Annotated in this window: 11 protein-coding genes and 1 riboswitch; of the genes, 1 reads left to right on the plus strand and 10 read right to left on the minus strand. The window is 56.9% G+C overall.

The features are described from left to right. Window positions 1-32: 32 nt before the first annotated feature. The 6 genes from NYE69_RS29550 to NYE69_RS29575 all read right to left on the minus strand — a co-directional run bounded on the left by NYE69_RS29550 (window position 33) and on the right by NYE69_RS29575 (window position 6,364). Window positions 33-701 (minus strand): methionine ABC transporter permease, encoded by a 669-nt coding sequence (locus NYE69_RS29550; RefSeq protein ID WP_328270145.1) that lies wholly within the window; start codon window positions 699-701, stop codon window positions 33-35. Continuing rightward, window positions 701-1,717, minus strand: a complete 1,017-nt coding sequence (locus NYE69_RS29555) for a methionine ABC transporter ATP-binding protein (RefSeq protein ID WP_328270146.1) — start codon at window positions 1,715-1,717, stop codon at window positions 701-703. Before NYE69_RS29555 ends, NYE69_RS29550 begins: the two co-directional genes overlap by 1 nt. 349 nt (window positions 1,718-2,066) lie before the next feature. Continuing rightward, window positions 2,067-2,224: riboswitch (SAM riboswitch) on the minus strand. Between the two features lie 99 nt (window positions 2,225-2,323). After that, a complete protein-coding gene (locus tag NYE69_RS29560; RefSeq protein WP_328270147.1) occupies window positions 2,324-3,040 on the minus strand; it encodes a Cthe_2314 family HEPN domain-containing protein in 717 nt (238 codons plus the stop codon). Window positions 3,041-3,055: 15 nt separating this feature from the next. Beyond that, window positions 3,056-4,822: a UbiD family decarboxylase gene (locus tag NYE69_RS29565; RefSeq protein WP_340929556.1), complete on the minus strand. Its 1,767-nt coding sequence runs from the start codon at window positions 4,820-4,822 to the stop codon at window positions 3,056-3,058. 15 nt (window positions 4,823-4,837) lie between these two features. After that, entirely contained in the window at window positions 4,838-5,788 is a 951-nt protein-coding gene (locus NYE69_RS29570) for a COX15/CtaA family protein (RefSeq protein WP_340929558.1), read from the minus strand. Window positions 5,789-5,998: 210 nt separating this feature from the next. Further along, a complete protein-coding gene (locus NYE69_RS29575) occupies window positions 5,999-6,364 on the minus strand; it encodes a thioredoxin family protein (RefSeq protein ID WP_240752048.1) in 366 nt (121 codons plus the stop codon). Between the two features lie 909 nt (window positions 6,365-7,273). Between NYE69_RS29575 and NYE69_RS33850 the strand changes: the two genes are divergently transcribed. Continuing rightward, window positions 7,274-9,529: a DUF2515 family protein gene (locus NYE69_RS33850; protein WP_445744802.1), complete on the plus strand. Its 2,256-nt coding sequence runs from the start codon at window positions 7,274-7,276 to the stop codon at window positions 9,527-9,529. 800 nt (window positions 9,530-10,329) lie between these two features. Here the strand turns inward: NYE69_RS33850 and NYE69_RS29590 are convergent. The 4 genes from NYE69_RS29590 to NYE69_RS29605 all read right to left on the minus strand — a co-directional run bounded on the left by NYE69_RS29590 (window position 10,330) and on the right by NYE69_RS29605 (window position 14,076). Then, a complete protein-coding gene (locus tag NYE69_RS29590) occupies window positions 10,330-11,961 on the minus strand; it encodes a putative polysaccharide biosynthesis protein (protein ID WP_340929569.1) in 1,632 nt (543 codons plus the stop codon). Window positions 11,962-12,061: 100 nt separating this feature from the next. Beyond that, on the minus strand, window positions 12,062-12,547 hold the full coding sequence (locus tag NYE69_RS29595; RefSeq protein ID WP_340930570.1) for a DUF456 domain-containing protein: 486 nt from the start codon (window positions 12,545-12,547) through the stop codon (window positions 12,062-12,064). A 16-nt stretch (window positions 12,548-12,563) separates the two neighbouring features. Beyond that, a complete protein-coding gene (locus tag NYE69_RS29600; RefSeq protein WP_164815273.1) occupies window positions 12,564-13,307 on the minus strand; it encodes a Cof-type HAD-IIB family hydrolase in 744 nt (247 codons plus the stop codon). A gap of 142 nt (window positions 13,308-13,449) precedes the next feature. Then, window positions 13,450-14,076, minus strand: a complete 627-nt coding sequence (locus tag NYE69_RS29605; protein WP_340930572.1) for an RQC-minor-1 family DNA-binding protein — start codon at window positions 14,074-14,076, stop codon at window positions 13,450-13,452. Window positions 14,077-14,476 lie beyond the last annotated feature (400 nt).

Consider the following 14,476-nt stretch of genomic DNA (forward strand, 5'->3'; position numbering starts at 1 on the left):
GAATAAGGATTCATATCTATTTGAGTCATTCCTTATTTCCGCGTAAAAAAGATAACCAGCCGGTCGCCCAGCATTTGCAACACTTGCACCAGAATAACCATGAATACGACAGAGACAAGCATGACTCCCGTCTCGTAACGTTGGTAGCCGTAACGGATGGCCAGGTCGCCAAGTCCGCCACCCCCGACCATGCCCGACATTGCCGTGTAGGACACGAGCGTTACGACGGTGATTGTCATCCCCGCGATCAGGCCGGGCAGCGATTCCGGCAGCAGCACCTTGCGGATGATTTGAACGGGCGAGGCGCCCATCGCCTGGGACGCTTCAATCACCCCGCGATCAACTTCGCGCAGCGCCGTTTCCACCAAACGGGCAAAAAATGGAGCGGCTGCAATGACCAACGGCGGAATCGTTCCTTCCACGCCGGTCGAAACGCCCATGATCGCCCGGGTCACCGGAATCAAAGCGACGATCAAAATGATAAACGGCACCGAGCGCAGGATATTAACGATAAACGAGACAATCCGGTAAATCCAAGCGAGCACTGCGGACGACGAACGGGAACAGGTAAACAGCAGCACCCCAAGCGGAAGCCCGATCAAAAACGTGAACAGGGAGGCATATCCCAGCATCTTCAGCGTATCGATCGTGGCCGTGCCCATTTCGGGCCAATCCAACCCGGCGAAATCCACGTTCCACATTATCCGATCACCTCCACATCAAGATCCCGCGCTTTTAAGAGCGCCAGCGTCCGGTCGACATCGGCGTCCGCGCCTTCAAACGAAACGGTAAGCTGCCCGTACGGCACTTCCTTGATCGTCGAGATCGTCCCCTGCAGGATGGCGAAATTCACGCCGGTCTCCCGGACGACCTGGGACAATACCGACTCATACGTCTTCGCCCCGAGGAACGTAATTTTCACCAGCCGGGACCATTCCGGACGCGGCACTGAAGCACCCAGCTTGACACCTTCCTCCCCGGCGGCGTCCCGGTGAATAAACTCGCGCGTGACCGGATGCTTCGGCTTCAGGAACACCTCGGTCACCGGCCCTTCCTCGACGATGCCGCCCTCATGAATGACCGCCACCCGGTCGCAGATGCTTTGAATGACGTGCATCTCGTGCGTAATGAGCAAAATCGTTAAATGGAACTTCTTATTGATGTCCAGCAGCAGCTTTAAAATCGAATCCGTCGTTTGCGGATCGAGCGCCGAGGTCGCTTCGTCGCAAAGCAGGACATCGGGGTCGCTCGCCAGCGCCCGGGCGATGCCGACCCGCTGCTTCTGGCCCCCGGACAGCTGCGCCGGATATTTATGGCGGTGCTCTTCCAGACCGACCAATGTTAGCAAGCTGTTCACCTTTTCCGCAATGACCGCCTTCGGCGTTCCGATCAGCGTCAGTGGAAAAGCGATGTTATCATAAACGGTAGCCGACGACAGCAGGTTAAAATGCTGAAAAATCATGCCGATTTTGCGCCGCTGCTGCTGCAACTCGCGTTTGCCCAGCTTCGTCAGCTCTACGCCGCCGACCCATACCTCGCCTTGCGTCGGACGTTCCAGCAAATTGATGCAGCGGATCAGCGTGCTTTTGCCGGCGCCCGAGTGGCCGATGACGCCGAAGATTTCCCCTTTTTGCACGCTCATATTGAGGCCCGACAACGCGGTGGTCGACGTTTTTTTGCCGCTGTAAATTTTGGTGATGCCTTTGAGTTCAATCAAGCTCCTAACCCCCTTTTCCATACCGTTTCCGCTTATAGAGGTTGTTCAAAAAGTCGTCTTTCCATGACGAAGTAGTTCAGGGAGTGGATCGGGCGTCGAATCTTGAATTCAGCCGGGCCTTCCAAGCGGATGCTTCCGAAGCATGTTTCCTTCGGAAACATTTGACTCACGTAGATCTGTCTACGCTCCGCTACTCAGTCCCTGGCTTCATCCAACTCAAGCGTTTTGAAAAAACGCACTTCGGAAGCATACGCTTCGGTCCTGAAAACCCGACTTTTTGAACACGCACTTATATAAATAAAGAGCCCCTGACAGAATCAAAGGGCTCTCTTTACGTAAAGACAATGCCTTCTCATCTGCCAAAACCAATCTGCCACTGCAGCCATCGGTTTTGAAGGAATTAGCACCATGACATCCGCCAAGCTTCGCGGGTACCCGCGAAAACACCTTGGTCGAATCGGTTGCTGGGCTTCATCGGGCCTTTCCCTCCGCCTCTCTCGATAAGAAAATATTAAATTGGCTGAAACTATTTCACGCTTTCTGAAACTATTGTTGAGTATAAAGACTTTCTCGCATTTTGTCAAAGGAAAAATAGCTCATTGGAAGTCAGCTTGTTGCGACCTTTTTCCACCGCCGGTTCGTATAATCGAAAACGGTCCAAAAGGTTTCGCAAACCATGCGGTAACCCTGCTCCAAATCCCGCAGATGCCGGTCGAGATCCTCCAGTTCGATCTTCCCGTAAAGGGCCTGGTGCCGCTGCCACAGATCGTCCTTCATTTCCGAGTTCATGTAATGGATTTCCGTGTTCCTCCGGCGCCGCAGCACCCCCAGCACCTCGCCGTACTCCTCCTTGATCGCCGTCAGCTTGCCGCCCAGCTCGGGATGTACCTTTAGATGAGCAAATTGGCGCAGCACCGTGAAGTAGGAAAAATGCGTCTTGACCTTGGACGTGTTCAATTCGAACAGCTCGTTCAGCACCGTGCCCAGCTTGTCCAGAGAGGAAAACACCCGAATAAACCCGTCCTTGTAAAAAAAGACGTACCGCGCGTAATTCTCCCGTTCGTCGGAGCCCATATCGTCCACGAAACCGGTCCGCACTTTTTTGCGGAAAAAAGCCGCGGCAAACAGGCACTGTTCCAACTCGTCCAACGAGGTAATCAGGCCGTGCATCCAAACTTCCAGCTTGCGGAAATCATGGGTTGGATCCTGATGCCGCTTCATTTCCCTCTGCAGCAGCTTCACGGTTTGCGCCATCGCGCCCAACGTCTCGGCCAGCCGGCCTTCATTTCGTCTCGGCGGTTCGCCAAGTAAGCTTCGCAGCATTCGTTAGTCCCCGTTTCACGAAAAATAAGATTTCCAGCGCTCATCCACCAAAGACACGATATCTTCCCGCGGAAACAGTTCGTCGGGATACCCCGGCTTCATCCGGGCATCGACGACCAGCGGCAGCGTATAGGCCAGATGATGCTGGCGCACCTCGGCCGCGGCAAATATATCGTCCGCCGGATTAAAGCGCGTAAACACCGTCCATAAAAAGGCGGTCTGGTTCCGGGTCGCCGTGTCGGCATCATCGACCAGGACGACCAGCGGCCAGCTCGTGCCGCGTTCGCGCAGCCGGCCAAGCAGCCGTTCCGCAAGCTTAGGCTCCTTCTCGTAAGACGCCCCGGACACGACCAGGCATCCGTCATGAAAAACGCGGATCCGCTCGATCTCGGCAATCTCGCCCTCGTCGTAAGCCTGCGGCAGCTCGCGCACCGGGTCTCCGACCCCGATCAGAATCGCCTTGCTGCCGTGGTTCAGCTTGCGCCCGGTATAATCCAGCGTATCATGCGAGGTATTGTTTAGGATAAACAAGTCCGTACGCGGATCGAAGCGCTCCAGCACCGTCTTCAGCAGCAGGCGGAAATCGGCCAGATCCACCGGCTTGTCCGTCAGCATCAAAATCTTCGTCAGCGACAGCTGCCCTTCCCCCAAAATCCGCAGCGCCGAGACAAGCGCTTCGCGGGAATAGCTCTCCCGGACGACCGCCGAGCTGAGCGCGTGAAATCCGCTTTCCGCATAGGTCCAGAGCGAGCGGACGCCCGGCATGACGATCGGGAAAGCCGGGGACAGCAGCTTTTGCAGAAAGTCGCCCAAATAATAATCTTCCTGTCGCGGCTTGCCGACGATCGTCGCCGGATAAATCGCGTCCTTGCGGTGCCACATATGGTTTACGTGCAGCACCGGAAATTCATGCTGCAGGGAATAATACCCGAAATGATCGCCGAACGGGCCTTCCAGCCGGCGCTCATGCGGCGGCACCAGCCCGGTGATGGCGAATTCGGATTCCGCCGGAATCCGGTGGCCGCCGAGCGGATTGTCGACCATCGGCAGCTTTTCGCCGAGAATAAACGAGGCGACCAGCAGCTCCGACAAATGCTCGGGCACCGGGGAAATCGCCGAAGCGATCATCGCCGGCGGGCCGCCCAGAAACACCGAAACCGGAAGCGGCTCGCCCCGTTTCTCGGCCTCATGGTAATGGAATCCGCCGCCTTTTTGAATTTGCCAGTGCACCCCTGTCGTCTGATCGTCGTACAGCTGAATCCGGTACATGCCGAGGTTGTTCTCCTTAGGCTGCAGCGGGTTCTCCGTATATACGAGCGGTAAAGTGATGAAAGGGCCGCCATCCTCCTGCCAACTGGTCACCTTCGGCAAATCCTTGAGCGGAGCTTCGGTCCGGCACACCTCCAAAATCGGGGCATCGCTTTTGGTGACGGTTTTCATCCCTACTTTTAGCACTTCCCGGATTAATCCCCGCTCATTCCACAGCGCCTTCGGCGAAGGCGGCAAAAGCTTATGTATCGCGTCGACCAGCCGGTTCGCCAGCATTTCCGGACGGGTGCCAAACGCCATTTCCACGCGGCGCACCGTGCCGAACAAATTGGTCGCCACCGGGAACGGGGTTCCTTTTACGTTGGTGAACAGCAGCGCCGGACCGCCTTCCTCAATGACCCGGCGGTGGATTTCCGCCAGCTCCAGATAAGGATCGACCGGAACATCGATAACCGCCAGCTGGTTTTCTTTTTTCAGCGCATCGATCCATTGACGCAAGTTCTTATAACTCATGGTTGATCAATCCTCCTATACCGCTTTGCGCGCATCGGCCAGGGCCGAGTTCCTCCCGCTTAGCTGCCAAGTGCGGACGCTAAGGTAACAAAGCACACCGAACAACGCAGCCAGCACGATGATGTGCGCCAGCGAAGTAAACAAGTAGACATGATAGTTGTTCAGCGTAAACACGATGCTCGCCCCGGTGAGCACTTGAACGATGACCAGCAGCGTCGCGGCCAGCCCCAGCTTGCGTATCTCGGGAAGATCGGGATGCTTCCAGAAGGCCAAATGTCCAAGCGCGGCGATGACGAGCAGCAGCAGGCCGGCGGCCACCCGGTGGGTAAAAGCGATCCCCTCTCCCCCCGCGAGCCCCGGGATCAGCTGTCCGTTGCATAACGGCCAGCCGCTGCAGCCTCCCGCCGAATCGGTATGGCTGACGTAGGCGCCGAGATAAACGACGATATAGGTGTAACCGGTTGCGATCCATGTCAGGTTGCGGAAAGCTTTGGACACCCTGGCCTTTGGCGCGAATCCCGCCTGCCTGCGTTCCTCCTGGCGGATGCCCAGCACCAGCATGATTGAGCTGGCGAAAGCGATCAGCGAAAAACCGAAATGCAGCGCCATTACGTAGGAGGAGGTCGGATAGATGACGGCCATCGCTCCCATGAACGCCTGCACCATCACGAAAATCAAAGCCAGGAGAGAAAAGAGCTGGAGATCCCTGCGGTTTTTCCGGTACAGCCAAAAAGCGACGAACACCGCCAGCGACAACAGCCCGGCGGCTCCGCTCACGGCCCGGTGCGAATACTCGATCAGCGAAGCGATCGTATGGGCAGGCACGAATTTGCCGTGACAAAGCGGCCACTCATTGCCGCAGCCCAGCCCGGACTCCGTTTTGGTGACGACGCTGCCCCCCAAGGTAGCCAGAAACATCACAAAGCAAGAAATATAACTGAGCCACTTCAATTGTTTCGTATTCAAACGGTTCACACCTTCTGATCCTAATTGATACTCATTCGGTTGACATATCCTTTTCATTATAACCGATAAAGCAACCTCTTTCATAGGCGGCCTGTGTAAAAAGTTACAAAAAAGAAACCACCGCCCCGGCTGGCCGGGGCGGCGGCTTGATGAGCACGTATGCGACAGGCGTGCTGCTTTAAAGGCGGTTTTGAAGGCGATTTTACTTCCTCACAGATCCCTTCTCTCCGGCGTATCATGCAGCGTATGGTAAACGTCCAGCGCCCGCCCGAGGAACTGCTCGATCTCCTCGCGCGATTTGCGCAGCTTATTGACAAAACGCACCAGCTCGCGTCCGTCGGTATAGGCCACAAAGCTCGGAATACCGAGGATGTTTTGCTCCTGGCTCACCTCGCCGACCTGATCCACATCCACTTCGATGAAGGTCAGCCGGTCCGCGTATTTTTCCTCGACCTCCGGCATAAAAGGATCTATGAATTTGCAATCTCCGCACCAGTCCGCTTTAAAAACCGCGACCACCAGGCTGCTGGATTGAATGCTGACCTGAAATTCTCCGGGAGACGTAACTTTTTTCATTTAGCTTCCCTTCCTTTCTGTTCCTCTCTCCCCTTAAGTCAACCAAATCCGGGAGTGGAAGTCAATTTTTTGGGCATACTTGCAAGTAAATAACGATTGTCTGGCTGGGCGCTCCGGTAATGAAGCCGGAAGCGGCGAAACACGATATTACTAAGGCGAAATACGATATGGCTATGGAGAAACACGATATGACTATATAGTTGAACTAAGCGACCAACCTCCATGGGACTATGCTGCTGCGCCGGAACAGATTAACGCCATGACGCGCTCGGCTTAGGCTTAGGATTAGGATTAGGATTAGGATTATTTTCGCTCATTCCATTGGATTTATCCAGTCAAATTGCTTAAATCAAGCCGAAAATAAACGGGTGACGGGATTCCACGCTGGGCACCAGGTCGGGTAACACGTCAGGCAAAATGTCGGATAACACATTAGGTAAAATGTCGGATAACACATTAGGTAACACTTTAGGCAACACAGCGGGTGTCAGGTCGGATACCCGCTCGTGTGTATCACGTCGGGCAGTACGTCAGGCAACACGTCGGGTACCCGGTTGTGTATCACGTCAGGCAGCACGTTCTGATTGGAAATATCCAATAGAATGGAAATGGGGCAGCAAATGCGGCAGCTTGATTGGATATTTCCAATAGAATAGGCGCGGTAGGGTGCAAAACGGAGATTTGAGCGAATTCTATTGGATTTTTGCGGGTGAGAGCTCAATATTGCGGTCGATGTCGGTCAATCTATTGGATTTTTCCAATGAGGGGTGGAGGAACGGAGCGGGTTATGGGGATGATCAGTAACTCCGACTATCCTTAGCCGCTGCTGCGGCCCGCAGTCCAGCGTTTTCGTCAGAAGTCCGGATACCGGATGAATAAATTTGAAATAAGGGGAGGGAGTCCTCCGCCATGAGTTCACAGCCTCGCCGCCACAACGCGTTGCCCGAAAGCGCCAAAAAGCTGATCAACCGGCTGCCCGCGATCGTCAAAAGCCTCGTCAAAAATAAAACCGCCCAATTCGCCGATTCCTCACGGATGCGCGAAGAAGCGCTGGCTTTGGACTGGAACGAGTCGGCCGCCCGCACCGTCATCGCCGACATCGAGGACATGCTGCGGCGCGGCGTAACCTCCCGGCCGGCGGAGAAGCCGTTTTGGAGCCCCGAGGATCTGGCTTTGGCCGAGGAGATCGCCGCCGAGACGAGCCGGGCCGGTGTCAGCAATATCACCCGCACCGCGGCATACCTGGCCTGCTATGAGGCGTATCCCGAATTGCATTGGGCGTTCCTCGCCCATATGGTATCCCGCAATGCGGGATGGAATATGACCGATTTAAGCGGCAGCCGCATGGCCGACATCATCGATGCCGAGGAGATACGGTTGAACTACCGGTTTTTGGAGAGAAACAATGCGCTTATTTTCCAGGACGCTTACCCCCAACTGCTGCTTTATATGAAGAGCCGGGAACGCGGGGCCAGCCACTTCCATCTGCTTCCGTATTTTCATGTATCGCGGTTTATGCGGCCGTTTTGGGAGCGTTTTTGGATTGACCGGGGCAGCGCTTTGCTCACCGTCGGACTGATCATCAACGAGCAAAATTACATCGAAAAGCGGGTTGTGCGCCATCCGTATTTTCAAAAGTACGTGACGGGCAAAACCAAGTTTCATCTGTTTAGCCTGGCCGGGTTGAATCAAGTCGTGTTTCCGCTGCTGGAACGGGAAGAAGGAGGGAATGGTGGCTGGAATGGTGGCGCGGCTGAGACCGCCGGAACGGCTTCCGGTGCTCAGGAGGGCGGGCCTGTGGCTGCGCCCGCCGCTGCCGGAGCGAAGGCCGGACTAGCTCGGGGTGAAACCGCCGAAGAAGGCCCGGGGCCGGACGCTGAAGCGGCTGAGGGAGCGGCTGAAGGAGCGGCTGCCGCATGCGGAGCGAAGGAGGCCGGAACAGTTGCGTGCGAGACCGCCGAAGAAAGCCTGGAGCCGGATGCTGGAGCGACTGAGGGAGCGGCTGCCGTTCGCGGAGCGAAGGAGGCCGGAACAGTTCAGGGCGAGATCGCCGAAGAAAGCCTGGAGCCGGATGCTGGAGCGACTGAGGGAGCGGCTGCCGTACGCGGAGCGAAGGAGGCCGGAACAGTTCAGGGCGAGATCGCCGGAGAAAACCTGGGGCAGGTCGCTGGTGCGGCTGAGGGAGCGGCTGCCGTACGCGGAGCGAAGGAGGCCGGAACAGTTCAGGGCGAGATCGCCGGAGAAAACCTGGGGCAGGTCGCTGGTGCGGCTGAGGGAGCGGCTGCCGCACGCGGAGCGAAGGAGGCCGGAACAGTTCAGGGCGAGATCGCCGGAGAAAACCTGGGGCAGGTCGCTGGTGCGGCTGAGGGAGCGGCTGCCGTACGCGGAGCGAAGGCCGAAGCCAGCCGAGGCGAAGGCGACGGAGAAGCCGGAAACACCGCTCTGAGGGGTTCTGGTGCTGGTGGGGCCACGTCGGGTGGGGCCGGCGCGAATACTTCCGCCGCGGGATACGGGACGGACGCCGGTGGCGAGGGCGGAGCGGCAGCGTACTGTTCCAACGCCGGCGAGGGCGCTCCGCAAGCGCGCTGTTCCGGCGGGGACAGTGCGGAAGGCGCGGCTTTGCCTGGACGCGCCGGCGCGGGGAGCGGCGCTGCGGAAGCGCAAGGCGCCGCGCCGCAGCCGGGGCCGGTTGCCGGGTGGGAGGTGCGCCGCCTTGCGGGGCGCGTCGTCTCCGACTTCGGCAGCCTGCCCGCCCGCATCGCGTTAGGCAAAAGCCTATACGCGATGCTGATGGGCTACCGCGCCGTACGCTGCGGCGCGGAGCGGTTCGCCGCAAGCGTGCCGCACAGCGGCTCGCGGGCGGATTATTGGCCGGGCTTGTTCACGGCCAATAAGGAAGAAGCTCTGACCGCCGCAAGGCAGGGGTCAGAGCTTCTTCAAAGCGAGACGCTGCCGGCGGGCGAGCGTCTCTACAGCCCCAAGCTGCTGAGCGCTTGGGGCGATACGCCCTATGAGCCAATATCCCGGGAGGATTGGCTCAAGGACCACAGCGCGCTGAACGGCATCAGCGCGCCGAAGCGGCCGTTCCTGTGCGACATCAGCCGCGAGCACCGCAGCGGCATCCTCGAAACGGCGCTGCTCCACGATGCGCTGGGCGACTCCTAAAAGCCGGCGCGGCTCGTTAAGATGGACAAAACTCCCAACTGCGCGCAACACTTCTATCGTAAACAAAACTATCGTGAACAAAACTATCGGGCATGGCTCCTAAACGCGACATAGGTGATTTACACCTGCCCAGTTGCCCGAAATCACCATAGTCGCAGGCCGTACACCAACACGTTCGAGTACACCATAGTCGCAGGTTGCACACCAAGACGCTCGAGATCACAAAAGTCGCAGGTTCCACACTAACACGCTTAAGTCCAAATAATTCGCTATTAAATAGCGGTAAATTATGGTCTTATTCCGCCAACATTTACCCCCATAAGGAAATAGCGGAATAAAAAGGCGTTATTTGAGGGGCCGCCTGTTAAACAGGTCCTTTCATAGCCAATCCCACAAAAATAACGCCCAAAAATTCCGCTAACTTCCTGTTAATACGCAAAACTCTATCAATAGCGCCCTTTTTTACCGCTAGCGGGACGAGGTTCGGCTAGCAGGACGAGGTTCGGCTAGCGGGACGCCCAGGTTCGGCTAGCAGGACAAGGTTCGGCTAGCAAGACGAGGTTCGGCTAGCGGGACGCCCAGGTTCGGCTGGCGAGGCGCCCGGGTTCGGCCGCAGGTCAGCAATGCGGCCGCAGGTCGGTCCGTTCCAGCGCGGCCGCGTTCAATGCTGCCTCGCACCGCCAGGTGGTAAAAAGTTTGTCCAAAGGCAGCACACGGTCTAACCATCCCCCCTGCAGCACGGGAACGCGCACCTGGAAAAGGCGCGTTAACAGCGCCCGAACCCTGCCCGCCGCCACTACTTATTTCCCCACGGCGGTTTCGCCGCCGCGCTGTAGGCGCATGAGCGGGGACAGCAGTTTCCGCAGCGGCTTCGGATAACCGGCCAGTTCGTCCTTGCGGACCACCCGCAGCAGGATCAGCATGACCGGGTACAAAGCGACCACAGCCGCTCCGACGATGCAGCAGGTCAGGAAGAAGGCGATCCGCGCCGGCATCAGCGCCTCCATTTGGATGCCGGCCTGATTCAGGCCGTAGCCCACGCCGGACAGCACAGCCACCGTCGCCAGAAAACCCGGCCAACGGCCGCCCATCAGCGAGAACGGAACGATCCGCTTCATCGCCCGTACATTGAGCAGTGTAATGACCAGGAAACATAGTCCTGTCGCCGTAACGATGCCGTAAATTCCCCAAAACTGCGCGAGGATATAGCTGGCCGCCAGCTTCAAGGCAACCCCGATCGCGACGTGAATCATCGACTGGTTCGCTTTGCCCACGCCGAGCAGGATCGAGTTGCTGGTCATCATCGTAATTTGAAAAATCGTCATAAACGTCAGCAAGGCCACGATACCGCTGCCGTCCCGCGTACTGAACAGCAAGCCGTTCACGGAATAAGCCGCTGAACCGAGCGCGACGATGATCGGCATGCCGGTCAGCACCGAAATCCGCATCGCCAGTGTAACCTGGCGCTGCAAATGCTCCTGGTCTTTCCGGGCGTAGGCCGCGGAAATAATCGGCACCAGCGATTGGCTAAGCGCAATGGCCAAAATCGGCGGAATGCCGGCGATCATTTGCGCCCGGGTACCCAATATCCCCAGGATATAGGTGGCTTGTTCAGAACCGATTTGGCCTCTTAACAACGGCTCCACAATTGAGCTATCGATAAAATTGACGGCCGAAACCGCCAGCGAAGTCAACACGATCGGGATCGACAATTTGAAAATTTCCGCATAAATCCGCTTAAACGGCAGCTTTTCTTCCGGTTTGGCATCCTGTGCCCGTTCGGTCCGGTCCTGCCGCAGCATTTTTACGCTGAAATACAGCATAACGATCAAAGCGGCCACGCCGCCAAGCACCGCGCCGAAGGTCGCCCCTGCGGCGATATCCTTTCCGGAAAACCCCCAGTTGTATAGCATAAACGCCAGAACAATGCCTGTCGTCACACGAACGATTTGCTCAATGACTTGAGAGATGCCGCCGGCGATCATAATGTTCCGCCCCTGCAAATAACCGCGGATGATGGCGATCAGCGGAAACAGCAGCAGCGCCGGGGCAAGCGCCCGAATCGCCACCACCGACTCAGGAACACCGGAAGCTTGCGCATAATAAGGCGCCATAGCAAACAGCAGCGCAAACATGATGACGCCGGCGGCTGCGGCAAAGATCAGCGCGGCGTGATACACGCGGCGGGCCTCCTCTGGCCGGTTTAAGGCGTGGCGTTCGGAAACCATTTTGCTTAACGTGCTGGGAATGCCGGCCGTGGCCAAGGTGAGCAGCATGAAATAAGCATTGTTCGCCTGCGAATAGGAGGCATTCCCGACGCTGCCGAGAATGTGCTCCAGCGGCACGCGCTGAAACAATCCGAGCACCCTCGCGATCAGCGCCGCCCCCGCCAAAATCAAAGTGCCTTTAATAAACGATTCTTTTTTGGACAACAACGATTCCTTCTTTCGCTACCCTGAATAAGTCCATTTCTGCGATGATTATAACGCTCTAAAAGCAAGAGCCTGGCACCGGCCTATCCGCCGCGCAAAGCTAAGCCGCTATGATCCAGATAATAAACGCGGCGATCATGACCAACTGCAAAATCACCTTGACGACGATGCTGCTGAACAGGCCGACGACTGAGCCGATCCCGACTTTAAACGCCTTGGAAAGCGACTCGCCGCGAATAATCTCCCCGAGCATCGCCCCGAGCAGCGGCCCGAGCACAAGCCCAAACGCCGGGATGACAAACGGTCCGATGATGATGCCGATCGTGCTGAGCCAGACGGACAGCTTGCTGCCGCCGAATTTTTTCACGCCCCAGGCTCCGACCGCATAGTCCGCGACCAGCAGCACAACGACGATCAACGTCTGCACGATCCAGAAAAGCGGCCCAAACGGCTCGAAGGAGAAAAACCAGCCGTACACAAAAAAGGCGAAATAGATGGCGATGACGCCGGGAAGCACGGGATATACCGCCCCCGCCATACCGATGGCAAACAGCAATATCACCAAAATCCATCCGAGCACGGTCATGGTCATCACGACAACTTCACTCTCCCGTTAAAATATAATCGCGGATAATCAGCGCGATGCCGTCCTCGTTGTTCGTGGCCGTTACCACGTCCGCCTTGGCCTTTACGGCTTCCTGGGCGTTGCCCATAGCGACGCCGAGCCCGGCCGCTTCGATCGCGGCGAGGTCGTTCAGGCTGTCCCCAACCGCCACGACTTCGGACAAATCGAGGCCAAACCAATCGCAAACGGTGCGAATGCCGCTCGCTTTGCTGATCCCCGCGGGATTGATCTCCAAATTGTACGGCGACGAATTGGTGACTTCCAGACCGCCCAGCTCCTGGAGCTGCCGCTTGATATCCTGGCGCGCCTCGTCGTCCTTGGTAAAATAGCCGAATTTCATCCACTGATTGCGCTCCAGCACCTCAGGGACCCAATTCGTTTCATTGTAGCTGCCTTCCACCGAGTAGGCCCAAAACCATACCTTCTTTTCCTCGGCAATGGCATGCATCCGGGCGACAAGCGACCGGTCAAGCAATACCCGGCTGTGCAGCTCTTTCGGCGTTCTCCATATTTCGCTCCCGTTCACGGTGATCATCGGCGTGCCCAGATCAAGCTGCTCCCCATACGCGATCGCCTCATGATATCCCCGCCCCGTCGACAGGCAGACATGTACCCCGGCCGCCGCCGCCTTGCGAATCCATTTTTCCGTTTCCGGCGTAATTTGCTGCTCATCGTTCAACAACGTTCCGTCCATATCGAGCGCCAACAATTTGTACTTCAAAAAAAAGCTCCTCCCATCTTCGGGTCATCCTATAATAGCACACCGCCATTTTACCATAATCCCGGAATCCCAACAAAGCTTCGGCAAAAGCAGGCAGGCTGACCGGAGACTCCCCGGTGGCAGCTTGCGAGCCGTTATTGCATCATATCCAGCCATCAAAGTCAAAGACTCTTGTGATGCTGCGCTCCTTCCGGCATCCCCGGCATCTTTTGGGCGGATCCCACCCTCTCATGCGGAAACTGTCCTGCTCTTCGACGGTCCAGTCAAAACGCGCGCCGCAGTCCCGGCATTTCAATCGTTCGCTCTTCCGTTCCCCGATAATCAGCTTTCCTGCGCCCACCCCTGCATCCACCGGCGCGCCTTTCAGCACAAGCGGTTGGCTTGTCCCTTGCTGCAGGTGGACGATAACTTGGCCAATGGCATGCCGCACCTTCCTGTAATCCACAAGCTCCCACTGTTTCAGCAAAGGAATGCAGCGGGCGTCCCGCGAATTCGCGATTTTTTGCAAAAACAGTAAGATCATGCTCCGGTCGTGGTCCTTGAGGTAGGTCATATCCACGACGGGAATCCCGGCTTCCACCCAAGCCTTCCACTGCGACAGCAGCAGGTCCGCCAACTGCTCCCGCTGGATTTCCCGCCCCCGCTCCGTAAATACCAGCACCGGCATTTCGCCAACCCAACTGAATGCCGGAAAATCGTTTTTAATCATCCAGTCTACGCGCTCGGTGATGTTCGCGATCGTCAGCTGCCGATAATATCCGTATGCTATACTATCGCTTCAGCCCTAGCGCCAACAGCTTTTTGTCGCGGGAACCTTTCAATATTTGGCCAGAATCGTCCTTCCCACGCGCCCGGCGATGCTGCCGGCGGCATGAAGCATGTAACGAACTTCCTCTTCCGTCACCACGAGTTTATCGGATGTATCGCTCATTTTCTTCCCTTCCCGTTCTTTTTTTGAAACATATCTCAAATTCAATTAAATTCAGATGTTGTAGAAATCCTTTTGCCTGACTTCCGCATTTCTTTAGTTCAGCTTATACACTCAACTTTCGCAGAACCAAAATCGGCTTAACTGCCGATGCTGTACAGACAGAGTACACCGTTGCCTAATTTATTTCGCCTGGTCGGATGGCGGGCAAAAGTGTGCTTGACCGGCCCCCCTCTGACCA

The sequence above is a fragment of the Paenibacillus sp. FSL R5-0527 genome (assembly GCF_038008055.1).
In the GTDB taxonomy this organism is placed as follows: Bacteria; Bacillota; Bacilli; order Paenibacillales; family Paenibacillaceae; genus Fontibacillus; species Fontibacillus macerans.